The sequence below is a fragment of the Bacillus sp. FSL R5-0416 genome, from assembly GCF_037975425.1.
GTDB classification, from domain to species: domain Bacteria; phylum Bacillota; class Bacilli; order Bacillales; family Bacillaceae; genus Bacillus; species Bacillus subtilis.
Genome location: NZ_CP150252.1, coordinates 3,648,806 through 3,673,716, shown reverse-complemented (window position 1 = coordinate 3,673,716; position 24,911 = coordinate 3,648,806). Strand labels below are relative to the sequence as shown.

General features: G+C 40.9%; 20 protein-coding genes and 1 pseudogene. 17 read left to right on the top strand and 4 right to left on the bottom strand.

The features are described from left to right. Positions 1-7 precede the first annotated feature (7 nt). Entirely contained in the window at positions 8-1,591 is a 1,584-nt protein-coding gene (tagH, locus tag NYE20_RS19435; RefSeq protein ID WP_038829885.1) for a teichoic acids export ABC transporter ATP-binding subunit TagH, read from the top strand. A 38-nt stretch (positions 1,592-1,629) separates the two neighbouring features. Here the strand turns inward: tagH and galU are convergent, their stop codons facing one another. Continuing rightward, complete coding sequence (galU, locus tag NYE20_RS19430) at positions 1,630-2,508, bottom strand: UTP--glucose-1-phosphate uridylyltransferase GalU (protein WP_003227944.1); 879 nt, start codon at positions 2,506-2,508, stop codon at positions 1,630-1,632. 318 nt (positions 2,509-2,826) lie between these two features. Here galU and NYE20_RS19425 point away from each other — a divergent pair, with 318 nt between their 5' ends. Further along, positions 2,827-4,356 carry a glycosyltransferase gene (locus NYE20_RS19425; RefSeq protein WP_072173448.1) on the top strand — a complete coding sequence of 510 codons (1,530 nt, stop codon included), beginning with the start codon at positions 2,827-2,829 and terminating at the stop codon, positions 4,354-4,356. 1,306 nt (positions 4,357-5,662) lie between these two features. After that, positions 5,663-6,805 (top strand): UDP-N-acetylglucosamine 2-epimerase (non-hydrolyzing), encoded by a 1,143-nt coding sequence (gene wecB / locus NYE20_RS19420; RefSeq protein ID WP_273797247.1) that lies wholly within the window; start codon positions 5,663-5,665, stop codon positions 6,803-6,805. Positions 6,806-6,845: 40 nt separating this feature from the next. On the opposite strand, the gene lytR is transcribed toward wecB, so the two are convergent. Further along, entirely contained in the window at positions 6,846-7,766 is a 921-nt protein-coding gene (lytR, locus tag NYE20_RS19415) for a transcription antiterminator LytR (RefSeq protein ID WP_014478144.1), read from the bottom strand. 193 nt (positions 7,767-7,959) lie between these two features. On the opposite strand from lytR, the gene NYE20_RS19410 reads away from it, so the two are divergent. The 12 genes and pseudogenes from NYE20_RS19410 to NYE20_RS19355 all read left to right on the top strand — a co-directional run bounded on the left by NYE20_RS19410 (position 7,960) and on the right by NYE20_RS19355 (position 20,824). Then, positions 7,960-8,268, top strand: coding sequence for a hypothetical protein (locus NYE20_RS19410; protein WP_072173452.1), 309 nt, complete (start codon positions 7,960-7,962; stop codon positions 8,266-8,268). 5 nt (positions 8,269-8,273) lie between these two features. After that, positions 8,274-8,804 (top strand): annotated as a pseudogene (locus NYE20_RS19405) (SpoIID/LytB domain-containing protein); the annotation flags it as partial. A gap of 38 nt (positions 8,805-8,842) precedes the next feature. Next, positions 8,843-10,333 carry an N-acetylmuramoyl-L-alanine amidase LytC gene (gene lytC / locus NYE20_RS19400; RefSeq protein ID WP_161621180.1) on the top strand — a complete coding sequence of 497 codons (1,491 nt, stop codon included), beginning with the start codon at positions 8,843-8,845 and terminating at the stop codon, positions 10,331-10,333. 226 nt (positions 10,334-10,559) lie between these two features. Continuing rightward, positions 10,560-11,219 (top strand): sugar transferase, encoded by a 660-nt coding sequence (locus NYE20_RS19395; RefSeq protein WP_003242561.1) that lies wholly within the window; start codon positions 10,560-10,562, stop codon positions 11,217-11,219. 55 nt (positions 11,220-11,274) lie between these two features. Beyond that, the gene (locus tag NYE20_RS19390; RefSeq protein ID WP_072173526.1) at positions 11,275-12,726 is read left to right on the top strand and encodes an MOP flippase family protein; all 1,452 of its coding nucleotides are present in this window, start codon (positions 11,275-11,277) and stop codon (positions 12,724-12,726) included. Continuing rightward, positions 12,723-13,892: a glycosyltransferase family 4 protein gene (locus tag NYE20_RS19385; protein WP_070547874.1), complete on the top strand. Its 1,170-nt coding sequence runs from the start codon at positions 12,723-12,725 to the stop codon at positions 13,890-13,892. The genes NYE20_RS19390 and NYE20_RS19385 overlap by 4 nt, the downstream gene beginning before the upstream one ends. A gap of 61 nt (positions 13,893-13,953) precedes the next feature. Next, the gene (tuaD, locus tag NYE20_RS19380; protein ID WP_151870021.1) at positions 13,954-15,339 is read left to right on the top strand and encodes a UDP-glucose 6-dehydrogenase TuaD; all 1,386 of its coding nucleotides are present in this window, start codon (positions 13,954-13,956) and stop codon (positions 15,337-15,339) included. An 84-nt stretch (positions 15,340-15,423) separates the two neighbouring features. Next, positions 15,424-16,890 (top strand): teichuronic acid biosynthesis protein TuaE, encoded by a 1,467-nt coding sequence (gene tuaE / locus NYE20_RS19375; RefSeq protein WP_151870022.1) that lies wholly within the window; start codon positions 15,424-15,426, stop codon positions 16,888-16,890. A 28-nt stretch (positions 16,891-16,918) separates the two neighbouring features. Continuing rightward, entirely contained in the window at positions 16,919-17,599 is a 681-nt protein-coding gene (locus tag NYE20_RS19370) for a Wzz/FepE/Etk N-terminal domain-containing protein (RefSeq protein WP_024573113.1), read from the top strand. 23 nt (positions 17,600-17,622) lie between these two features. Continuing rightward, entirely contained in the window at positions 17,623-18,381 is a 759-nt protein-coding gene (locus NYE20_RS19365; RefSeq protein ID WP_038829893.1) for a glycosyltransferase family 2 protein, read from the top strand. A 28-nt stretch (positions 18,382-18,409) separates the two neighbouring features. Beyond that, a complete protein-coding gene (locus NYE20_RS19360) occupies positions 18,410-19,603 on the top strand; it encodes a glycosyltransferase family 1 protein (RefSeq protein WP_161621775.1) in 1,194 nt (397 codons plus the stop codon). 144 nt (positions 19,604-19,747) lie between these two features. Continuing rightward, complete coding sequence (locus tag NYE20_RS19355) at positions 19,748-20,824, top strand: MraY family glycosyltransferase (protein WP_032726968.1); 1,077 nt, start codon at positions 19,748-19,750, stop codon at positions 20,822-20,824. Positions 20,825-20,896: 72 nt separating this feature from the next. On the opposite strand, the gene tagV is transcribed toward NYE20_RS19355, so the two are convergent. Continuing rightward, positions 20,897-22,072: a polyisoprenyl-teichoic acid--peptidoglycan teichoic acid transferase TagV gene (tagV, locus tag NYE20_RS19350; protein WP_072173456.1), complete on the bottom strand. Its 1,176-nt coding sequence runs from the start codon at positions 22,070-22,072 to the stop codon at positions 20,897-20,899. Next, entirely contained in the window at positions 22,072-22,725 is a 654-nt protein-coding gene (locus NYE20_RS19345; protein WP_003227979.1) for a YigZ family protein, read from the bottom strand. Before NYE20_RS19345 ends, tagV begins: the two co-directional genes overlap by 1 nt. A 216-nt stretch (positions 22,726-22,941) precedes the next feature. Between NYE20_RS19345 and degS the strand changes: the two genes are divergently transcribed. Continuing rightward, the gene (gene degS / locus NYE20_RS19340) at positions 22,942-24,099 is read left to right on the top strand and encodes a two-component sensor histidine kinase DegS (RefSeq protein ID WP_003227983.1); all 1,158 of its coding nucleotides are present in this window, start codon (positions 22,942-22,944) and stop codon (positions 24,097-24,099) included. Positions 24,100-24,181: 82 nt separating this feature from the next. Next, on the top strand, positions 24,182-24,871 hold the full coding sequence (gene degU / locus NYE20_RS19335) for a two-component system response regulator DegU (protein ID WP_003219701.1): 690 nt from the start codon (positions 24,182-24,184) through the stop codon (positions 24,869-24,871). The last annotated feature ends 40 nt before the right edge of the window (positions 24,872-24,911 follow it).

Genomic DNA, 24,911 nt, shown 5'->3' with positions numbered 1-24,911 from the left:
TTGTACGATGAAACTAAAAGTTTCGTTTCGAAATGTTTCAAAGCAGTATCATTTGTATAAAAAACAATCGGACAAGATTAAAGGATTGTTTTTTCCGGCTAAGGATAATGGTTTTTTTGCTGTGCGGAATGTCTCCTTTGACGTGTATGAAGGGGAGACAATCGGCTTTGTAGGAATAAACGGGTCAGGGAAATCGACCATGTCTAACCTGCTGGCTAAAATTATTCCGCCGACCAGCGGTGAGATTGAAATGAACGGCCAGCCGTCGCTGATTGCGATTGCTGCCGGTTTAAATAACCAATTAACGGGCCGGGACAATGTCCGGCTCAAGTGTTTGATGATGGGGTTAACCAATAAAGAAATTGATGATATGTATGACAGCATCGTTGAATTTGCCGAGATTGGCGATTTTATTAATCAGCCGGTTAAAAACTATTCCAGCGGGATGAAATCGCGTCTCGGTTTTGCGATTTCCGTGCATATTGACCCTGACATTTTAATTATTGACGAAGCGCTTTCTGTAGGGGACCAAACGTTTTATCAGAAGTGTGTAGACAGAATAAATGAGTTTAAAAAGCAAGGAAAAACGATTTTCTTTGTCAGCCACTCAATCGGTCAGATTGAAAAGATGTGTGACCGTGTTGCTTGGATGCACTATGGCGAGCTTCGTATGTTTGATGAAACAAAAACGGTTGTCAAAGAGTATAAAGCGTTTATTGACTGGTTTAATAAGCTGTCTAAAAAAGAAAAAGAGACATATAAAAAAGAGCAGACGGAAGAGAGGAAGAAAGAAGATCCTGAAGCGTTTGCCCGTTTCCGCCAAAAGAAGAAAAAGCCGAAATCATTGGCTAATGCGGTTCAAATTGCTATTTTGTCTATCCTGACTGTATTCATGGCAGGAACGATGTTCTTTAATGCTCCGCTTCGTACAATTGCTTCGTTTGGTGCTATTCCGCAAAATGAAGTGAAGAACCATCATGGCAATGCAAAGGGCAAGTCAGAGGAACGCTTAACTGCAGTCAATAAGCAAGGGTTTATAGCAAATGAAAAAGCCGCTGCTTATAAAGATCAGGGTTTGAAACAGAAGGCTGACGTTACACTGCCATTCGGTACAGAGGTGACGGTAGCTGCAAAAGGCAAACAAGCAGCGAAAATAAAATTTGACGGGCACTCTTATTATGTGAAAAAGAGCGCTGTTGCAGCTAACATGAAACATGCTGAATTGCATGCCGCTGCATTTACGTCTTATGTCTCGCAAAACGCAGCTTCTTCCTATGAATACTTTCTGAAATTCCTGGGAGACAGCAGAACCAGCATTCAATCCAAGTTGAATGGATATACTGAAGGGGATACGGCTGACGGCAGAAAAACGTTAGATTTTGATTATGAAAAAATCAGCTATGTGTTGGAGAATGATAAAGCAACAGAGCTTATTTTTCATAACATTTCTCCTATCACCCCGGCGTCACTATCCTTAAGTGATAGCGATGTATTGTATGACAGCAGCAAGAAGCGTTTTCTTGTGAATACAGCTGATCAGGTTTTTGCAGTTGATAATGAAGAGCATACACTGACTTTGATGTTGAAATAAAAAAAGGCTATTGGATGAATGTCCAATAGCCTTTTTGTTTAGATTTCTTCTTTGTTTAGTAAACCTTCCATAAATGGAACGAGCTGATCGCGAAGCTCTTTATCCTGCATCGCAAATTCTAGAGTTGTTGTGATAAAGCCGAGCTTTTCACCAACATCATAACGCTTGCCTTCAAAGTCGTAAGCAAACACTCTTTGAATTTCATTCAGTTTTTGAATGGCGTCTGTGAGCTGAATTTCTCCGCCGGCGCCAACCTGCTGCTCTTCTAAATACATGAAGATCTCAGGCGTGAATACGTAACGGCCTAAGATGGCAAGATTAGAAGGTGCTGTGCCTTTAGGCGGTTTTTCAACGAAGTTTTTCACCTGATAACGGCGGCCTTCACTTGTCAGCGGGTCAATAATGCCGTAGCGGTGTGTTTCTTCTTCAGGCACCTGCTGAACACCGATAATAGAAGAGAGTGTTTTTTCATATTCATCCATTAATTGGCGCAATCCTGGTGTTTCAGCCTGAACAATATCGTCTCCAAGCAGTACCGCAAACGGCTCATCGCCGATAAAGTTGCGCGCGCACCAGACAGCATGTCCGAGACCTTTAGGTTCTTTTTGGCGGATATAGTGAATGTCAGCCAGGTTAGAAGCCTTTTTCACTTTTTCAAGCAGCTCAGTTTTTCCTTTTTCTTCTAGGTTTCTTTCAAGCTCAGGAGAGTAATCAAAATGATCCTCAATCGCACGCTTGCTTTTTCCTGTTACGATAATAATATCTTCAATACCGGCTTCAACAGCTTCTTCAATTATGTATTGAATGGTAGGTTTATCAACGATAGGAAGCATTTCTTTCGGCATTGCTTTCGTAGCCGGCAAGAATCTCGTTCCGAGACCTGCGGCAGGGATTATGGCTTTACGTACTTTTTTCAATTTCAAAGCACCTTCCTTGTATTATGCTTTATATTCAGCAGTGTTTACACATAGCTGATATAATAAAATAGACTTATCTTTCTATACCCAACTTTCATCTATTCTAAACACGTTAATCATATAAGAAAAACCAATTTTAAACAAGAGTTAGTCTATTATCTAAGGAAGTTAACTTAAAGTAACCTTAAAATTGTTGAAAACAAAAAAATGATATTGAGCAAATCATATGCTAAGTTTAAAATAGAACAAATAGGGTATACATATTTTAGAGGGTTACCTATTTCATTTTGAATATCAATTCTAATAAGAGGTGCACGGATGAAAACGGTTTTTATGGTAGTTTATACGATTGATGTAAACAAGGGCGGTATGACAACCGCCATGCTAAACCGGTCAAAAATGCTTGTACATAATGGATATAAGTCAGATTTAGTTACTTTTGATTATAATCCTTACTATGAGAATATAACATCTGAATTAAGACAGATTGGTAAATTAGATCCAGACGTTAATATTTTGAATGTGAATGATTACTATCGAGATTTGAATACTGAAGGCAATGTTGATCCTTCCTATTACGAAGATGAAGCAAAAACAGAACAGGAAGGGTATTTTATTCAGGATTCGGAATATGATACAAAACAGTACATCAGATACTTTAAACAAGGTTCATATGTGAAATATAAGAAATGGACTGAGGATGGATATCTTAGTCATATTGATTTTTTCAATGAGAATAGACAAAGGATTAAAAGAGAAGAATTCCATAAAAATAAGTATAAGCATAGAGAGATCAGTTTTGATCCTTCTAATAACAAAATGAATTATGAGAAGTACTATACGCCTGACGGGTTCTGTTACCTGATAAGGTGGTATAACAGCGAGACAGAGAAACAGCAGCAAGTTTTTCTCTTTAACAGAAATAGCAATAAGGTTCTAATGTTTAAAAATAATGCTGAATTTCACACATATTGGTTAAATGAAATAGCTGCAGCAGAAAATGAAAAGCCAATTTTTATTTGTGATGGACCGGGAAGCTCCGGAAAAGTCAGAGGGATGAAAAAAGAATTAGCTCATAGAATTTATATGGTGCACATCAATCATTTTGAAACTCCGTATACATACGGAAGTAAAGTAAAACAGGATCATATTGATTTTCTAAGCAATATTGATAAACTTGATGCGCTCGTAGTGCTTACAAATGATCAAAAGAAAGATATAGAAAAGCAATTTGGTGAACATGGAAACATTTTTATTATTCCTAATTCAATGCCATATACAGATTTGCCGGACATAAAAAAAGATAATAAAAAAGTCAGCATGTTTGTGCGATATCATAAACAAAAGGCTATTGATGAGGCAATTAAAGCATTTGTGAGGGTTATTAAAAAGGTACCGGATGCCAGACTTGAAATTTTCGGTCATGGGGCTGAGAAGTCTAGATTGGAACAATTGATTATTGAATTGAATCTGCAACAGAATGTCTTTATTAAAGGCTATGCCAAAAATGTAAGAGAAGAAATGGGAAGTTCACTTATTACTTTACTGACTTCTAATTACGAGGCTTTTGGTCTTTCTATCACAGAATCTTTTATGAATGGAACTCCTGTTATCAGTTACGATTGTAATTATGGTCCTCGAGACGTGATAAGTGATGGGATCGATGGCTACATTGTTCCTCAGAAGGATCAAAAAGCATTAGCAAATCAAATCATAAAGCTGTTAAATAATCCAGATCTCGCAAAAGAGATGGGATTAAAAGGACGTGAAAAGGTTCTTACCGAATATACAAATGAAGTGGTATTGAACAAATGGTTGCAGCTGTTTAATGTCCTGGAGAAAAAATAGTGAAATGAAACGTCCGAAGCTTCGGGCGTTTTTATTTACAATTTGTCTTAGCTAGAGCCTTGATTTGAAAATTGATAAAATTAACTCCTAATATTGAATGTCATTGCCTACTTTTAATAAAAAATAGGTAATCACATCTATGATGAGTATAAAGATCCTCAGGCAAAACTAGCTTTTGTTTGTTCAGCGCTTAAAATTATAAAAAACTAAAATGTAAGCACGTTCGATTGGCACTATTCTTTATATTTGTGACATTTAAATATGAACCTGATGTCTTGTCGATTTATAAAGAATCGCTAGGCATAATATGTATGACTTTTTGAATGTGCCACAACCTGATTATTCATGGATTGAACATCCAATTGAGGAAGCGGGTTTGACCTATATCAAAGTTCCAGAAAAACCAGTATACCGTTATTATGGGAAGTATGTAAAATACCAACGATTTTCATCTTCGGTGAATTGGTTGTATCAGGTTATTTTAATGACAGCACAGGCAAAGGTACAAAAGAGAAGAGTTCGCAAAACCAGAACACAGCGGATCTGAAAACAATATTTATATTATTCCTCATACATCGAAAAGACTTGAGAAGTTAAAGACTTATAAAAAGAAAAATGAGTTTTAATGGTAGCCAGATATCAAAAGGAAAGAGAAATAGATAAGGAAATAAAAACACTGGAGATTGTAAAATTGTTCTGTAGTTGTTCTTAACATATACAAATGGTGAAGGCTACGAGCATTATCAGTATTTAATCAATGAGCTCAGCTTGATAATTTTTGAAGGGATATTTGGGAAAATAAGCATCATATTATCAGGCGGCGCTTGGCACTTTATTCAAAATAATAAGGCTTCAGCCTTATCATTTGTGAATCATTTTCTTTCATAAATCCAATTATTAGTTACGTGAAATACAAAAGAGCATGAATTAGGTTTGTTAGTAGAACCTTACAATATTCAGCAAAAGGATATATATTAATTTCATTCTTGAGAAAGCAGTTAAATATGGGGGGATGCCAAAACAGTTGACGGATACTGAATACAGTAAAGAACGCTTAGTTGAAAGATAGGAAATAATATTTCATCAAAAAAAGAAATTTTTCACATGTGTTTTGTTCGTTATATACTAAAAAATTGATTTTAATATTGAACTTATACGAGAATACAGAGATAATGAAAAAAACTTGTTCTGGGTAGATTGTATTGATAGGTCTAGGAAGCCATTAGAGGATAGTAGACCTATTGATACATCAGACCAGTCAAAAGTTCTATCTATCAGCCCATTGAACAAAGAAATTAGGTGACATATGAAAAAATTAAAAGTAATGACTATCTTCGGGACCAGGCCTGAAGCGATCAAGATGGCACCGCTTGTGCTTGAATTGAAAAAATATCCTGAAATAGATTCCTATGTAACGGTAACTGCACAGCACAGACAGATGCTCGATCAGGTGTTAGATGCGTTTCACATCAAGCCTGACTTCGATTTGAACATTATGAAGGAGCGGCAGACACTGGCAGAGATTACGTCTAACGCACTTGTAAAATTGGATGAGTTGTTTAAAGATATTAAACCCGATATTGTGCTTGTCCATGGTGATACAACGACGACGTTTGCCGGAAGCCTAGCCGCTTTTTACCATCAAATTGCTGTCGGTCATGTGGAGGCGGGGCTTCGTACAGGGAATAAGTATTCCCCGTTTCCGGAAGAGCTCAATCGACAGATGACAGGGGCGATTGCTGATTTGCATTTTGCTCCGACAGGCCAGGCGAAAGACAATTTATTAAAAGAAAACAAAAAGGCCGACTCTATTTTTGTAACGGGCAATACAGCGATTGACGCACTCAACACAACGGTTAGGGATGCTTACTCACATCCTGTTCTCGATCAGGTGGGTGAGGATAAAATGATTCTCTTGACCGCTCACCGCCGGGAAAATTTGGGTGAGCCAATGGAAAACATGTTCAAGGCCATCCGCAGAATTGTAGGGGAATTTGAAGATGTACAAGTCGTTTACCCTGTGCACCTGAATCCTGTTGTCCGGGAAGCGGCTCAGAAGCATTTTGGTGATTCTGACAGAGTGCATCTGATTGAACCTTTAGAGGTGATTGATTTCCATAACTTTGCAGCGAAATCGCATTTTATATTGACAGATTCGGGCGGCGTGCAGGAGGAAGCCCCATCTCTCGGGAAACCGGTGCTTGTTCTGCGTGATACGACGGAACGGCCTGAAGGAGTGGAAGCGGGAACGCTGAAACTTGCAGGGACGGATGAGGAAAACATTTATCAGCTGGCAAAACAGCTGTTAACTGATCATGATGAGTACAAGAAAATGTCCCAGGCTTCTAATCCGTATGGAGATGGAGAGGCTTCCCGCCGGATTGTGGAAGAATTGCTGTTTCATTATGGGTATCGGAAAGAACAACCGGATTCATTTACAGGCAAATAAAAAAGAAGCTTTGCACATTGTGCGAAGCTTCTTTTTTGTTTTACTTTTCGAGGCTTTCCTTCAGCTCTTTTGTAATATCTGAAAGGGCGCTTTCATCAGCTTGGTAGTAGTAAATTCCATTGATTTTCGTGCCTGTACCTTTTAGTTCGTGCTGTTTAATATGTTTCCGCGCACCTTTGTAATCGGACTGGATATCCCACATGTTATCGAAGGTCAAGTTCGTTTTCACATTATCTTCAACAACTTTAAACATATCTCCGAATTTCGTGATGGAAGAAATATTAGCGCCTTTATTAATAATACCTTGGATGACTTGGCGCTGGCGGTCCTGGCGTCCGAAGTCGCCTCTCGGATCTTCTTTTCTCATCCGGGTATAAGCGAGCGCTTCTTTTCCGTTCAGTGTGATTTCTCCTTTGCCGAACGAATAACCGTCATAACTGAACGCGAATGTGCTGTTAACTGTAATGCCGCCAAGTGTATCAACAACGTCTCTAAAGCTTTCCATGTTCACTTTCACAAAATAATCAACCGGAACATCGAGGAAGTTCTCAACAGTGTCTACCGTCATCTGCGTGCCGCCGAAAGCGTATGAATGGTTGATTTTATCCATTGTGCCTTTTCCGATAATTTTTGTATACGTGTCACGCGGAATGCTGACCATGTCGGTTGTATTCGTTTTTGGGTTAACGGTCATATAAATGAGCGTATCGGCACGGCCCTTATCGCCGTCCCGTTCATCCACACCCATGATTAAGACGGAAAAGGGATCTTTTTTATTGATACTGACCTCTTTATCCCTCTTTTTCGATTTATCAATGCTTTCATGAATACTTGCCACGGTTGATGCTGCTTTATGCCATAAGTAGTATGCATAGCCGCCTGTTCCGAGTACAAGAAGTCCGATAATCGTTAAAATTGTCAGTAATAAAGTTTTTTTCTTTTTTCTGCGTTCATTTCTCATCCTTTGCACCTCGTCTGTTAAATTACTTTCATTATGAGTTAATCTTCCAATAAATACAACTCTATTTAATATAAGAATGAAATCCTATAATAGTCGTTTTTTAGAAAAAAAAGTTTCACTATTTCTTAATTTTTCTTTAAAATAAAATAAATAGATTGACTAGATTGACGATAAAAATAATGAGGTGAAAAAAATGAAAAAATTGATTGCTTTATTGTTCTTTATATTGCTTCTTTCAGGTTGCGGAGTTAATAGTCAAAAGAGTCAAGGTGAAGATGCATCCACAGATAGTAACATTGAAACAAAAGAAGGTACTTATGTAGGGTTAGCAGATACTCATACAATAGAAGTAACTGTAGATAAAGAGGCGGTTAGTCTTGATATCACTGAAGAATCGATGAGTGATCTTGATAAATTTAACAATGGAGATAAAGTCAAGATTACATACGAAAAAAATAATGAGGGCCAGCTTCTATTAAAAGATATTGAGCGTGCTAACTAAGATATAGTGAGGAACCTGAAACGCTTACACTGCCAAAACAACAGCTAGATACGAAATCTTTGGACTTAACGAAGCCTTCTTCTTGGTGGTCTTCAGCGACTGAAACTGATTCTGCAAGACTTTCCGGAGTTAAGAACTGGATCTTGAAAAATAAAGAAACAAGCGCTGATTCTGTCAAAATTGCAAGTATTGACGATTTAAGCTTTAGTGGAACGACACAAGGGCAGCGTGCAAAAACAGCATCGATGAAAGTGAAGTATTTTGTTAAAAGCAGTACTGGCTCCTATAACTTGAGCAAAATTACAACCATTAGTGTACCAACAAGTGAGTTAAGGACAATGATTGGAGCGACTGTATTTAAAAGTACTTATGTGACTGTAAAAAAAGATACTTCAAAGTACACAATCAGCGGTAAAGGATATGGTCACGGGATCGGAATGAGTCAATATGGAGCAAAAGCAAGAGCAGAAGCTGGAGATTCATATAGTTCAATTTTGAAATTTTACTATCCAGGTACAACTCTGACAAGTTATTGATTATTTTAGGATATAACGCCATTTAAGGAGGAAATCAATTGCGTTCTTATATAAAAGTCCTAACAATGTGTTTTCTGGGGCTCATACTTTTTGTGCCAACAGCTTTGGCCGATAATTCAGTGAAAAGAGTCGGGGGAAGCAATAGATACGGCACTGCTGTACAAATATCAAAGCAAATGTATTCAACAGCAAGTACAGCTGTAATTGTTGGTGGGAGTTCCTATGCAGATGCTATTTCAGCAGCACCCCTTGCTTACCAGAAGAATGCGCCATTGCTTTACACTAATTCTGATAAGCTTTCATATGAAACGAAAACAAGATTGAAAGAGATGCAGACTAAAAATGTAATTATTGTAGGCGGAACACCTGCTGTTTCATCTAACACTGCTAACCAGATTAAAAGCTTGGGGATAAGTATTAAACGAATTGCAGGAAGCAACCGTTATGATACGGCTGCACGGGTGGCAAAAGCGATGGGTGCGACTTCAAAAGCTGTTGTTTTGAATGGCTTCTTATATGCAGACGCTCCGGCCGTCATTCCTTATGCAGCGAAAAACGGGTATCCAATTCTTTTCACAAATAAAACATCTATAAATAGTGCGACTACGTCTGTGATAAAAGATAAGGGAATTTCGAGTACCGTTGTTGTAGGAGGCACTGGAAGTATCAGCAATACGGTATACAGCAAGTTACCTTCTCCTACAAGAATTAGCGGTTCAAACAGATATGAGCTTGCTGCAAATATCGTACAAAAACTTAATTTATCAACAAGCACCGTATATGTAAGCAATGGATTCAGCTACCCTGACTCTATTGCAGGAGCTACACTGGCAGCTAAGAAGAAGCAATCTCTTATCCTTACAAATGGTGAAAATTTATCTACAGGAGCCCGTAAAATTATTGGAAGTAAAAACATGTCAAACTTTATGATTATCGGAAACACTCCTGCCGTAAGCACCAAGGTTGCTAATCAGCTAAAGAATCCAGTTGTAGGTGAAACAATCTTTATTGATCCGGGTCACGGTGATCAAGATTCAGGAGCAATCGGCAATGGACTCCTTGAGAAAGAAGTCAACCTTGATATAGCGAAAAGAGTCAATACAAAGCTAAATGCTTCAGGTGCTCTTCCAGTACTGTCAAGATCTAATGATACTTTTTATTCTTTACAGGAGAGAGTAAATAAAGCAGCTTCTGCACAAGCAGATTTATTTATCAGTATACATGCAAATGCTAATGATAGCTCATCCCCAAATGGGAGTGAGACGTACTACGATACAACATATCAAGCCGCAAATAGCAAGAGACTGGCTGAACAAATTCAACCAAAGTTAGCGGCTAATCTTGGAACGAGAGACCGGGGAGTAAAAACAGCTGCTTTCTACGTTATTAAATATTCTAAAATGCCGAGTGTTTTAGTTGAAACTGCCTTTATCACTAATGCATCAGATGCAAGTAAATTGAAGCAAGCGGTTTATAAAGATAAAGCTGCACAAGCTATTCATGACGGCACAGTATCTTATTACAGATAATCGAAAGAGACAAATCTAATCACAGATTTGTCTCTTTTTTATATGAAATGATTAAAACAAATAGGACTTGTATATAAAATAGTAAAAGAGTATTAACAACATTTATCAGAAAAAACACGTAATTCACACTTCTTAACATACCATTTACATCCAATTAACATCCGTCTGCTAAACTGACTGGCATAGGTCATCATAACATCCCAAACAAATCGTGAGGTGTGTGTCAGTGAGTGCAGAGAAAAGCATGAATGTGAGTCGTGAATTCTCAGTTCAGCAAATACATTCTTTTACATTATCTGAAAAGACGGCTCGTTATTTGGCAATAAAGCGCGTAATGGATATTTGGTTTGCGCTCATTGGGTTGGCGATTGCGCTGCCAATGATTGCGGTATTTTCAATATTGATTTGTTTGGAGACGCCGGGGCCTGCCATTTATACGCAGGAACGCGTAGGGAAAGGCGGGAAACCATTTAAGCTTTATAAGCTTCGTTCCATGAAAATAGATGCCGAGAAGTCTGGGGCGGTTTGGGCACAGAAGCAAGATCCGCGGGTGACAAGGATCGGAGCTTTTATCAGAAGAACGAGAATTGACGAGCTTCCTCAGCTGTTTAATGTGCTGAAAGGCGATATGAGTATGATTGGCCCTCGTCCGGAACGGCCCGTATTTACGGAAAAATTCCAGAATGAGATTCCAGGCTTTACACAGCGTCTGGCTGTTAAACCGGGATTGAGCGGCTGGGCTCAGGTGAACGGCGGTTACGATATGACGCCGAAGGAAAAGCTGATATTTGATTTATATTACATTCGCAATCTGACTTTCACTTTAGAATTAAAAATTATGTTAAAAACTTGTAAAGTAGTTTGGACGGGTGATGGTGCAAGATAAAACGGGATTCCATTATTCACCATCAATCTGAGCTTAAAAAGAAGTAGGGAATATGATGCCAAGTATTACAAAACAAATCATGAGCGGTGCAAAGTGGACAAGTATTTCAACCATGTGTATTACAATCATACAAATTGTTCAGTTTGCCCTGCTTGGAAATATGATGACCTTAACAGAATTTGGGCTTGTCGGCATGATCACAACGGTTACAGTTTTCGCCCAGATTGTGCTCGATATGGGTTTTGGCGCAGCATTAATTCAGAGAGACGACGCGACGGAGCGCCAGCTGTCAACATTGTATTGGCTTAACATTATGACGGGCGTTTTGCTGTTTGTTCTTTTATATGTGAGCAGTCCTGTCATTGCGGGATTTTATCAAAGAGAAGAGCTGGTGTTTCTGGTTCGGATTCTGGCGATTATGTTTTTGATCGCGCCAATTGGACAGCAATATCAGTATATGCTGCAAAAGCAGCTGCATTTTAATACGTTAAGCAAAATAGAGATTTTTTCAAATGTATTGTCATTCGGATATTTAGCGATAGCAGTTTTTATGATGGATGCGATTTTGGCGTACGTGATTTCTCAAGTCCTGCTGCAGTCCAGTAAAGGGATTTTATATTGGGCTGTATACCGAAAAAAGTGGCATCCTGCTTTTGTTTTTGATTTGAGAGGCCTGAAGGATTTCTTTACTTTTGGAGCCTTTCAGCTTTCATCCCGTCTTGTGAACAGACTGGGAGCAAATATCGACATGATTTTGATCGGCCGGTTTATTGGTGCTGAAGCATTGGGGATTTATAACCTCGCTTATCAGATTGTCACCATTCCGGTTTTGAAGATCAATCCGATTGTCACACGGGTGGCATTCCCTGTTTTCGCAAAAAACAAATATGAAAACAGCGTGATCAGAGAAGGCTTTCTGAATATGACAAAAATGCTGGCGCTTGTTTCGTTTCCGCTGTTAATCGGGCTCGTGTCTGTGTCAGACGCCTTTATCACAGCGGTTTTCGGAGAAAAATGGCTTGCTGCTGTTCCGATCCTAAATGTTCTGGCGATTGTCGGAATACTAAGAGTGCTCATGAATCCAAATGGATCTGTGTTGCTGGCTAAAGGAAGAGCTGACTTAGCGTTTTATTGGGATTCCGGCGTGCTGCTGCTGTACGGATTATCACTGTTTGCAGCTGTACAGACGGGAAGCCTGCTGACAGTCGCATGGGTGTATGCCATTATCAGCGTTGTTAATTTCCTGATCGGGCGCTGGCTTTTGGCATATGTCATCAAGCTTAACCTTTCGGCTTATTTCCAGTCGATTATGAAGCCATTTCTGATTACTGCGGCGATGGGCATCATCGCGTTTGGTGTAAGCCTCAGTACCGAACACTTCAGTATGCAGGCAGAAATGCGGCTGGCCATTTCAGTTGCGGCCGGGGCGCTGTGCTATCTCTTTCTTTTGGTAAAAGCGTACCCTCAAACAAAAAGCAAACTACTAAGAAAAGGACGTTTGTCATGAAGATTTTGTGGATCACAAGCGTATATCCGAGCAGTATGAAACCCGGAGAGGGTGTGTTTCATGAGACACAGGTGCAAGAGCTGCAAAAACTCGGGCTTGATATCACTGTGATATGCCCACGGCCTTTTCATTCAGCACCTGTCCGCATGCTGAAAAAGACATATCGAAAAAAGGATGCCAGACCGGAGTATGAGATTAGAAAGGGAATACCGGTTTACCGGCCTTTCTATCGGGCAGTTCCCGGCCAGCTGAAGTGGGCGCAGCCTCATCGGAGAATCGCATCAGCCGTTTTAAAAACCATGAAACAGCGCGACCTATATCCGGATCTGATCCATGCGCATTTTGCCATGCCATCGGGCGGGGCTGCGGCAGTCGTGTCAAAGTCAGCGCAAATTCCTTATGTCCTGACCTTGCATGGCAGTGATGTGAATGTCTATCCGCATTACAGCAAAGGAGCGTTTAAAGCCTTCAAGCGTGCCGTAGGTTCTGCGTCAGTTGTTTTAGCAGTCAGCCACAAGCTTCAGGAAGAAGCCAAAAAGCTTTCGGGCTTTGACAGCTCGGTTTTGCCAATCGGCATACAGCTCAGCCGCTTTCAGGAGAATGAGGAGACGAAAGAGGAAATCAGAAAAAGACTCGGACTCCCGCTCGATCAGCGTCTGGCTGTCTATGTCGGCCGGCTGGTCAGAGAGAAAGGCATTTTTGAACTGTCTGAAGCGATCGAATCGCTGCAGGACTCTCCTAAGGCAGTCTTTGTCGGGGATGGTCCCGCAAAATCGACGCTGACGCAGAAGGGGCATATCGTCACAGGCCAAGTGCCGAATCATCAGGTAAGAGACTATTTACTTGCGGCAGATCTATTTGTACTTCCTTCTTACAGTGAGGGGATGCCGACTGTTGTGATTGAGGCGCTGGCGCTAAGGGTTCCTGTTATTTGTACGGATGTTGGCGGAGTGTCGTCTTTATTCGGAAAGCACCAACATCTGCTGATTAAACCGAAATCCGCTCAAGCCTTGGCAGAAGCGATCACTCGGTACGAACATGAGCAAATATGGAAGCCGGAAGTAGCAGATGACTTGTATGAAACCGTGCAAGCTCAATTTGACGCAGGGAAAAACGCCAAGGCTTTGCATCATCAGTATCAGACGGTCACGAAAACGTCCGTTTAATCGTAAGAAACTGCGACCAATATAAATAGGAAGATCATTTTACAGGAGAGGGATGAGCGCTGTGAAAAAAATAGCTGTCATTGGAACAGGTTATGTAGGACTCGTATCAGGCACTTGCTTTGCGGAGATCGGCAATAAAGTTGTTTGCTGTGATATCGATGAATCAAAAATCAGAAGTCTGAAAAATGGGGTAATCCCAATCTATGAACCAGGGCTTGCAGACTTAGTTGAAAAAAATGTGCTGGATCAGCGCTTGACCTTTACGAACGATATCCCGTCTGCCATTCGGGCCTCAGATATTATTTATATTGCAGTCGGAACGCCTATGTCCAAAACAGGTGAAGCTGATTTAACGTACGTCAAAGCGGCGGCGAAAACAATCGGTGAGCATCTTAACGGCTACAAAGTGATCGTAAATAAAAGCACAGTCCCGGTTGGAACAGGGAAACTGGTGCAATCTATCGTTCAAAAAGCCTCAAAGGGGAGATACTCATTTGATGTTGTATCTAACCCTGAATTCCTTCGGGAAGGGTCAGCGATTCATGACACGATGAATATGGAGCGTGCCGTGATTGGTTCAACAAGTCATAAAGCCGCTGCCATCATTGAGGAACTTCATCAGCCATTCCATGCTCCTGTCATTAAAACAAACCTAGAAAGTGCAGAAATGATTAAATACGCCGCGAATGCATTTCTGGCGACAAAGATTTCCTTTATCAACGATATCGCAAACATTTGTGAGCGAGTCGGCGCAGACGTTTCAAAAGTTGCTGATGGTGTTGGTCTTGACAGCCGTATCGGCAGAAAGTTCCTTAAAGCGGGTATTGGATTCGGCGGTTCATGTTTTCCAAAGGATACAACCGCGTTGCTTCAAATCGCAAAATCGGCAGGCTATCCATTCAAGCTCATCGAAGCTGTCATTGAAACGAACGAAAAGCAGCGTGTTCATATTGTAGATAAACTTTTGACTGTTATGGGAAGCGTCAAAGGGAGAACCATTTCAGTCCTGGGATTAGCCTTCAAACCGAATACGAACGATGTGAGATCCGCTCCAGCGCTTGATATTATCCCAATGCTGCAGCAGCTGGGCGCCCATGTAAAAGCATACGATCCGATTGCTATTCCTGAAGCTTCAGCGATCCTTGGCGAACAGGTCGAGTATTACACAGATGTGTATGCTGCGATGGAAGACACTGATGCATGCCTGATTTTAACGGATTGGCCGGAAGTGAAAGAAATGGAGCTTGTAAAAGTGAAAACCCTCTTAAAACAGCCAGTCATCATCGACGGCAGAAATTTATTTTCACTTGAAGAGATGCAGGCAGCCGGATACATTTATCACTCTATCGGCCGTCCCGTTGTTCGGGGAACGGAACCTTCTGACAAGTATTTTCCGGGCTTGCCGCTTGAAGAATTGGCTAAAGACTTGGGAAGCGTCAATTTATAAAAAGAAAAAGTGTTACTTGGTTGAAGCTGCCGGCTGCTAGGCTCGGCCGCCGGCTCCTGAAACATCAGGAAAGGGGTTAAACATGTGAGTATCAAACGATCAGCGGTCCATACGCTAGCGTTACTGGCCGCTGCTATATTTGGAGTCGTCCTATTGCTGGGAGCCATCCATAAAGATATAGGTTTCATGCAGATGGCTGCTGTGCTTGCGGTGTTGGCAATTGGCCTGTTTTTACTGACGCTTGCAACCGCATTTACAACAAAAGAACGGCTCTTTATGGCTGTAATCTATATTTTGATCGCCTGCACTTTTTTAAATAATGCATTTTTCGCTATTCATCTTGGATTTTTCAGTTTGTTCCTTTACCGGCTTCTGCTCATCGCAGCGGGTTGCCTTCATATTTTCGGCATGGTTCGGAATCGAACCCATATTGAAAGATGGCATGGGCTGCAAGTAAAAGGGATTTTACTCTTTTTCGCCTTTTGGTTTATATATGGCCTTGTTTCTCTGCTGTGGGCCAAGTCGGTAACAGTTGGCCTCAAGTATTTAGCCTTATTGGCAATGGGAATTTTCTTCATTTATCTTATTGTCATGTACGTGCAAAAAATGGAGCGGCTGATGATTGTTTATGCCATTTGGCTGGTGATGACGGTATTTCTGATGATCATTGGCTTTTACAATCATATCACCCACCATCATCTTGCGAGTTCCACATTGTACAGCGGACCGGAGTATAAGCAGCATTATCCGACATCGGTCTTTTTTAATCAAAATGACTTTGCGACCTTTTTATCCATCAGCTTCTTTTTTTACATCACGATGATGAAAAACATTAAGAATGGATACATCAAGGCAATTGGCCTTGTGCTCTCGCTCTGTGCGTTGTATTTAATTTTTGCCACTGGTTCAAGAGCCAGCCTTCTGGGTATTTTTGCAGGTATTGCTGTCTACATCTTCATTGTATTGCCGCCTGTTTTAAAGAAAATGGCTATATGGCTGTCGGCGGCGGGAATTGCTCTTTTCGCAGTTTTTTTCGCCAGCAAAATCTATTCAAAGTTTTGGGAGCTGTTTCTGGCTCCGCAGACGCTGCATTCATTTCATGACAGGCTTCCATCAAATGTGGCTCGGGCAAATCTGCTGAAAAACGCTTGGCATTTTTTCCTTGATTCATACGGATTCGGAGTCGGGGCAGGAAATGTATCCTATTATCTTGAGCATTATGCTGTATATGATACTGACAATGTGGCAGAGGTGCATAACTGGCTTGTTGAAATTCTTGCTAATTTTGGCTTGTTCATCATGCTGGGATATCTGTCCGTTTATGCCTACCTCATATGGGTGCTTTACAAGTTTTATGAAAGAAAATTAGAAAATCAGTCAAAACTGATCACAGAAGGACTTATTACCGCTATGGTCAGTTTCCTGGTATCAAGTATCAGCCCAAGCTCTGTTTCAAATTTATTTTTCCATTGGGTGTTTATGGCGCTCGTCATCGCCGCCGTGAATGTGTTAAGGCGATCCAGACAAATGCCTGAGCCGATGTACAGATAAACAGACTACAAAAAGCAGGGAGACTTATATGAACGATATATTGATAAGAATAGCCCGTCGCATAAAAAAAAATATCATTTGGATCATAGCGGTGCCAATTATATTAGGTGCGGCGGGGTATATCCTGCCGTCACAGATCGCTGATCAAAAGAGCTATACAGCTGAAGATACTTTGGCTGTGGGGAGCTATGATCATCCGGTTTATAACAGCACAGAAGAGATTCCGCTTCTGCTTAAGAGCGACTCTTTTTTGAAGGAGGCGCTTCCTGATGAAAAGGATGAAGATGTAGCAGAGATCAAAGAGAAGCTTACCATCAAAACGGAATCCAAATCGTTACTGACTTTAAGCTATAGCGACGAGGATAAGGATAGAACGGAATCTGTCTTAAACGCCATATCCTCCACCTTCCTCAAAAATGATCAAAAGCTGTATGCAGAAAGAGAAGCCGTTATCCGCAGCAGCATAGACGCGCTTGAAGGCGAGTCGGTGAGCGAGGATTCCAAAGTGGATAAAGAGAGATTTTTATATGAGCTCAAAAACACACAGCTTAACCTGAAAGCGGCCAGTATTACTGATTCCGAAACCGTAAGTGAGACAGCAGGCGGGGGAATGTCTCCGAAAAAGAAAGCAGTTCTCGGCGTTATGATTGGCCTTACGATTGCCTTTATGTTCGTTGTCATTCCTGAATTTTTCAGAGAATCCTTTTAAAATCATACGATGGAGATGTGATCATGACCAATTGGAAACCTCTCGTATCTGTCATTACACCTTCCTATAATGCGCGTGACTATATTGAAGACACGGTTCATTCGGTATTAGATCAGAGCCATCCTCATTGGGAAATGATTATCGTGGATGATTGCTCAACGGATGGGACCCGCGACATTTTACAGCAGTATGAAAAAATAGACGAAAGAATTCATGTGGTGTATTTGGAAGAGAACTCCGGAGCTGCGGTTGCTCGCAACAAAGCGTTGGAACGCGCTCAAGGGCGCTACGTAGCATTTTTGGACAGTGATGACAAATGGAAAAAAGACAAACTGGAAAAGCAGCTTGAGTTTATGATGGAGCGCTCCTGTGCGTTTTCTTTCACGGGCTACAGCTTAATGGCGCAGGACGGGACCCCGCTCGATAAATTTATTCATGCGCCGGAAAGCCTGACGTACGATGACGCCCTGAAAAATACAATTATCGGCTGCTTGACGGTGATGATTGACAGGGAGCAAACGGGACAGATCCAAATGCCGAATATCAGAACGAGACAGGACTTAGCCACATGGCTGTCTCTTTTAAAAAAAGGATTTACTGCCTATGGAATGAATGAATGCCTGGCTGAATATCGGCTTGTCAATAACTCAATTTCCAGCAACAAATGGAAGGCTGCGAGAAAAACGTGGTTTGTCTACAGGGAGATCGAACGGCTTCATTTTATGAAAGCAACATGGTGTTTTGTTCAATATGCAAAAAACGCGGTGAAAAAAAGATTATAGCCGCAAACAGAGAGAAAAGGTGATGAAGGTGGAAACAAAAGAAGCAATCATTCATGTCATCGTTGCCACTGCTGAATGGGGAAAAGACCAATTGAGATACAGAAGGCACCGGCTGGCAGAATTTTTAGCTGCTCAGGAGGAAACGAAGGAAGTTATTTGGGTATGTCCGGCTCCGCGTGCCCAAGGGAAAGAGTTTCAGGAAGTCCATTCTGGCATCAGGCAATTCGCTGTCAAAGACCTGCTGCAGAAAAAAATGTTTCGTTTCGGACGATATACAGATGTCTTTTACAGACATAAGCTCTCCCCATTACTCGATGAGCTTACATCTGCTTCTGCAAACGGTGAACGCTGCTGTTTATGGTACACGTTTCCGGGATTCCCGCTGCTGTCTTCGCTGTATCCTTGGGATCAGGTCATTTATGACTGCAGTGACTTATGGGCGGCGCCGATCAGCGGCCGATCAAATCTGCTGTCTGAATTCCGGCGAAAAGTCATTAAATCGGCAGAGCTGAGAATTATACAACGAGCAGATTCAATAACCTGTTCATCAGATTATCTTCACAAGGAAGTAGACAAAAAACTGACTGCAGGACGAGAAAAGGTTCATACTGTGGAAAACGGTGTGGAGTATGAGCTGTTTTCTGCAAACAAACAAGCTCCCGATCGCAGTATACTGCAGGGGAGAGAAGGAACAGTGTTAGGTTTTATCGGCGGAATTAAACCGAAGCTCGATTTTAAAATGATTGAAGAAGCCGCCCTGCAAAAGCCTGATTGGACATTTTTATGGGTTGGCCCGGATGCCACCAATGGTGACGTTTCGTTTCAAGAGCTGCTGAGGCTTCCAAATGTCATATGGACCGGCCCGGCAGATCCGAAAGAAGTTCCGCATTTTATGGAGCTTATCGACATTGGCATCATGCCTTATAAAAAATCATCGTATAATCAAGCTGTGTTTCCGCTGAAACTATTTGAATTTTTAGCGGCAGGAAAACCTGTCGTCGGCTCTAATCTTCCGTCAACCTCAAAAATGCAAAAGCCGTATGTATACGAATATGTAGAAGGTGATCATCCAATTGATTTTATAGCAGCTTGTGAAAAAGTTCTCGAACAAAACGGAGACGAAACCTATAAAGAAATGCGCCGAAACATCGCTCGCACACAAGATTGGAATTGCTTATTTAGACAAATTATGAAATATACAGGGATTCAAAAACATGCGTAGTCCTATAAATTGGGATGCGCGTTTTTTGATTATACGTGTTTCTTTTTGATGAAGCTTGTTATAATAACTAAGGAGAAGGTATAATGGAAGGAACGGTTCTCTATATAAATAAAGACTTCATTTAATTCCAAAGGAGACTTCTTTATGCTTGACGAACGCATGATCCGCATTGTTGTTGCGTTTATTGTCTCGCTGCTGACAGTTTTAATCATGACCCCAATCGTAAAAAGGATTGCGATTAAAATAGGTGCAGTTGACCAGCCCAGCAATCGAAAAGTACATGACAAAATCATGCCCCGCATGGGCGGGCTGGCCATATTTATCGGGGTGGTTGCAGGCGTGCTTGCATCCGGTATTTACACAGAAACAAGGATGACGGCAATTACAGTCGGAGCATTCATCATTATTGTGTTAGGTATTCTTGACGATAAATATCAATTAAGTGCAAAAGTTAAGTTTTTGATTCAATTAGGTGTAGCCATTATGATTGTAAGCACTGGCTTAAAAATGGACTTTTTCTCAGTACCTTTTTTAACAGAACGGTTTGAGTTAGGCTGGATGGCTTATCCGCTGACGGTATTATGGATTGTCGGCATCACGAACGCAATTAACCTGATTGATGGATTGGATGGCCTTGCTGCCGGTCTTTCTGTTATCGGCTTGTCAACGATCGCTGTCATGGCGCTATCCGGCGGAAAAGTGCTCATTCTGTCACTCTCATTAGTCGTTATTGCCAGCACGCTGGGGTTTTTGTTTTACAACTTCCATCCGGCAAAAATCTTTATGGGAGATACGGGATCACTGTTTTTAGGGTATAGTATTTCGATTCTTTCATTATTAGGCCTGTATAAAAGTGTCACATTGTTCAGTATCGTTATCCCGATTATTATATTAGGCGTACCGATTTTTGATACAACATTTGCTATCATCAGAAGAATATTAAACAAACAGCCGATTTCAGCGCCTGATAAGTCGCATATTCACCATAGACTGATGGCCTTTGGCCTTTCACATCGGATGTCGGTCTTAGTTATTTATTTAATTGGATTTATTTTCAGTATCAGTGCGATTGTACTTAAAAGTGCCACAATTTGGCTTTCTTTGTTTATTATCTTCATTTTAATTATTTTTATGCAAATCATAGCAGAAGTGACAGGACTCGTGAATGAAAAATTTAAGCCGTTTACAAAGTTTTATAAACGGCTGGTGAAAAGGAATTAAAAATTCCGGCTTATGTGCCGGAGTTTTTTTCTGCGCAAAAATGCCCGATCCTCTAAAAGGACCGGGCATTTTTTAATAGGATGAATCAGTTGTTGAATTCGTTGTACTGTTGTTTGAGCTTGTGTTGCTGTCATTCGAATAGCTGTTTCCGCTCGTCGTCCCGTCAGTTGTTGTGCCAGTGCTGCCAGAACTGCTTGAGCTGTCAGTCCCGTCTGTTGCATTTCCGGTACCGGAAATGCCAGTGCTTGTATCAGGAGTATAATCTAAATGCTCTTGAAGCGTTTTTCTGACTTTCTCGAGATTTGTAGCATCAGGTTCAAAGTAATATGTGTTGTTAGGCCCTAAATATAAATCAGAACCTGTAATGCTCAATGTGTCGATTTTTTTGCTGGTAAAGCCGCTGTAAATCTGCTGAAGCGCTAAACCTTCAGTAATGCGAATATTGGTTTCAACGTTTTCGCTTGCTTTTTCTGCGATTTTATCAATTTTAGCAATGTTGCTTGCACTTGACATTCGGTCAATCAGCGCGTTTAAGATTTGTTTTTGTCTGTCATTACGGCCAAAGTCTCCGCGTTTATCCTGTTTTCTCATCCGGGCATATGCCAAGGCTTCTTCGCCGTTCAAATGCATCTCGCCTTTTTTGAAGTAAATCCGTTTGCTTTCGTCTACATCACTTTTTTCATCGAAATCGAAAGGCACGTCTACATCAATACCGCCGACTTCATTAATCACATCTTTAAATCCGTCAAAATCAACTGTGACATATTTATCAATCGGGATTTGCAAGAAGTTTTCAACAGTTTCAACTGTCTCATCTTTACCGCCTTTGCTGTAAGCGGCATTGATCTTCGTCTTGCTTCCCGTTGTGTCACCAGCTAATTGCACACGTGTGTCACGCGGAATGCTCAGCATTTTCATGGTTTTATTTTTGGGATCCAGGGTAACAACAATAAGAGAGTCTGATCTCCCTTTTTGTCCTTTAGTCGCGTAATCCTCTATTCCCATAAATAAAATAGAAAACGGTTTTTTCTTCATGTCTACAACTTCGTTGCGAAGATTTGATTTATTCCCGCGGGATAGGGCATCGTACGATTCATCCGCAGCGTTAATTGTTTTATAAAGTTTATACCCGCCAAGCCCTACAACTACCAATAGTGCAAGGGCGAACAATAACATAATTCTTTTTAAAATTTTCCTGCGTTTGCTCTTTTTCTTTTTTCGCACACGCACTCTAACGCGTTCAGCCATTATTCAGTCTCCTTTATGTGATTGACGGCTTTTTCAAGATACGTCAACTCTCCCTCTTTAATATCACTCTTTCCATTTGTCAGTTCTGTCATCCATTCAGAAAAAGCGTTTGTTTCTTTTTCTTCGACGTATGTTTCGAATTCAACATTTTCTGAATAATGGATTTCCTTTAACAGAAATTGTGACTCCCTTAATTCATTTTCAATCTTGCCAAGCCATGTGTAATCTGCAGAAGTATGCATGATTCGCATAAGCTTCCGTTCTACAACACCTATATGATTTAATCCTTCAGACACTGATTTCCCATAAGCGCGAATTAATCCGCCAGCACCAAGCTTAATGCCTCCGAAGTAGCGTGTAACGACGGCGCAAGTATCCTTCAGCCTGCGTTTTTTTAAAACCTCGAGCATCGGCACTCCCGCTGTACCGCTTGGTTCCCCGTCATCATTGGCTTTTTGGATATGATCATTCTCGCCAATAACATAAGCCGAGCAATTATGAGTCGCATTCCAGTGCTGTTTCTTTATTTTCTGTATAAATTCCTGTGCCTCTTGTTCGGTAGAAACACGGCTTAAATGACAGATAAAACGCGATTTTTCTATAACAATCTCGTGTTCTCCTGCTTCTTTCACAGTAAAATAGCTGTGCAGCATGCTAGCTGACCCTCCTGCTAAGCATAAAAGACTGCCTATACAAATTCGTACAGTCTTTAGAATTTTTGTGCGTATTTTGGTATCATAAAGAGTAGATAGTATATAAAAATGTTTTTTTCTAGAATATACGCATTCTTTCATTATAATTCGACATAATTTGCAGATCAATTACATTTATAATAAAAATATATGACAACGCCGTGACGGAGGGAAATTATGAATAAAACAAAGATGGATTCCAAAGTGCTGGATTCTATTTTGATGAAGATGCTGAAAACCGTTGACGGGAGCAAGGACGAAGTTTTTCAAATCGGTGAGCAGTCACGCCAGCAGTATGAACAGCTGGTTGAAGAACTGAAACAAATTAAACAGCAGGTGTATGAAGTGATCGAGCTTGGCGATAAACTTGAAGTGCAAACCCGCCATGCGAGAAACCGTTTATCCGAGGTCAGCCGTAATTTTCATAGATTCAGTGAAGAGGAAATCCGCAATGCTTATGAAAAAGCCCATAAGCTGCAGGTAGAATTGACGATGATCCAGCAGCGTGAGAAGCAATTGCGCGAACGGCGGGACGATTTGGAGCGCAGATTGCTAGGGCTTCAGGAAATCATTGAGCGGTCAGAATCATTAGTAAGCCAAATTACAGTTGTGCTCAACTACTTGAATCAGGATTTGCGCGAAGTTGGACTGCTTCTTGCTGATGCTCAGGCAAAACAGGATTTCGGCTTAAGGATTATTGAGGCGCAGGAAGAAGAGCGAAAAAGAGTCTCAAGAGAAATCCATGACGGACCCGCTCAAATGCTGGCGAATGTTATGATGAGATCGGAATTAATCGAGCGGATTTTCCGTGACCGGGGCGCAGAGGACGGATTCCAAGAAATTAAAAATCTACGCCAAAATGTTCGGAATGCCCTTTACGAAGTGAGAAGGATTATATATGATTTAAGACCGATGGCCCTTGATGACCTAGGCCTGATTCCAACTTTAAGAAAATATCTATATACAACCGAGGAATATAACGGGAAGGTCAAAATACATTTTCAGTGCATTGGAGAAACAGAGGATCAGAGGCTAGCGCCTCAGTTTGAGGTTGCGCTCTTCAGGCTCGCACAGGAAGCTGTGTCTAATGCGCTAAAGCATTCTGAATCTGAAGAAATTACAGTCAAAGTTGAGATCACAAAGGATTTTGTGATTTTAATGATAAAAGATAACGGTAAAGGGTTCGACCTGAAGGAAGCGAAAGAGAAGAAAAACAAATCATTCGGCTTGCTGGGCATGAAAGAAAGAGTAGATTTATTGGAAGGAACGATGACAATAGATTCGAAAATAGGTCTTGGGACATTTATTATGATTAAGGTTCCGTTATCTCTTTGACTATGATTTGTAAAATAGAGCCAAAAGGCATATTGACCGAATGCTAGAGTATATAGAACAATAATACAAGGAGGCGTGGCTTGTGACTAAAGTAAACATTGTTATTATCGACGACCATCAGTTATTTCGTGAAGGTGTTAAACGGATATTGGATTTTGAACCTACCTTTGAAGTGGTAGCCGAAGGTGATGACGGAGACGAAGCGGCTCGTATTGTTGAGCACTATCATCCTGATGTTGTGATCATGGATATCAATATGCCAAACGTAAATGGTGTGGAAGCTACAAAACAGCTTGTAGAGCTGTATCCTGAATCTAAAGTAATTATTCTATCAATTCACGATGACGAAAATTATGTAACACATGCCCTGAAAACAGGTGCAAGAGGTTATCTGCTGAAAGAGATGGATGCTGATACATTAATTGAAGCGGTTAAAGTAGTGGCTGAGGGCGGATCTTACCTTCATCCGAAGGTTACTCACAACCTCGTTAACGAATTCCGCCGCCTTGCAACAAGCGGAGTTTCTGCACACCCTCAACATGAGGTTTACCCTGAAATCCGCAGACCATTACATATTTTAACTAGGCGGGAATGTGAAGTGCTGCAGATGCTTGCAGACGGAAAAAGCAACCGCGGAATTGGTGAATCATTGTTTATCAGTGAGAAAACCGTTAAAAACCATGTCAGCAATATTTTACAAAAAATGAATGTAAACGACCGGACGCAAGCCGTTGTGGTCGCCATTAAAAATGGTTGGGTAGAAATGAGATAGTATAATAGGAGACTTGCCTTTTTCTAGGCAGGTCTTTTTT

Excerpts from the sequence above, each read along its gene's own strand:
- degS (WP_003227983.1), top strand. The coding sequence starts at position 22,942 with ATGAATAAAACAAAGATGGATTCCAAAGTGCTGGATTCTATTTTGATG.
- NYE20_RS19370 (WP_024573113.1), top strand. The coding sequence starts at position 16,919 with ATGAACGATATATTGATAAGAATAGCCCGTCGCATAAAAAAAAATATC.
- tagH (WP_038829885.1), top strand. The coding sequence starts at position 8 with ATGAAACTAAAAGTTTCGTTTCGAAATGTTTCAAAGCAGTATCATTTG.
- NYE20_RS19425 (WP_072173448.1), top strand. The coding sequence starts at position 2,827 with ATGAAAACGGTTTTTATGGTAGTTTATACGATTGATGTAAACAAGGGC.
- wecB (WP_273797247.1), top strand. The coding sequence starts at position 5,663 with ATGAAAAAATTAAAAGTAATGACTATCTTCGGGACCAGGCCTGAAGCG.
- NYE20_RS19410 (WP_072173452.1), top strand. The coding sequence starts at position 7,960 with ATGAAAAAATTGATTGCTTTATTGTTCTTTATATTGCTTCTTTCAGGT.
- NYE20_RS19365 (WP_038829893.1), top strand. The coding sequence starts at position 17,623 with ATGACCAATTGGAAACCTCTCGTATCTGTCATTACACCTTCCTATAAT.
- tagV (WP_072173456.1), bottom strand. The coding sequence starts at position 22,072 with ATGGCTGAACGCGTTAGAGTGCGTGTGCGAAAAAAGAAAAAGAGCAAA.
- NYE20_RS19355 (WP_032726968.1), top strand. The coding sequence starts at position 19,748 with ATGCTTGACGAACGCATGATCCGCATTGTTGTTGCGTTTATTGTCTCG.
- NYE20_RS19385 (WP_070547874.1), top strand. The coding sequence starts at position 12,723 with ATGAAGATTTTGTGGATCACAAGCGTATATCCGAGCAGTATGAAACCC.
- NYE20_RS19345 (WP_003227979.1), bottom strand. The coding sequence starts at position 22,725 with ATGCTGCACAGCTATTTTACTGTGAAAGAAGCAGGAGAACACGAGATT.
- lytR (WP_014478144.1), bottom strand. The coding sequence starts at position 7,766 with ATGAGAAATGAACGCAGAAAAAAGAAAAAAACTTTATTACTGACAATT.
- NYE20_RS19390 (WP_072173526.1), top strand. The coding sequence starts at position 11,275 with ATGCCAAGTATTACAAAACAAATCATGAGCGGTGCAAAGTGGACAAGT.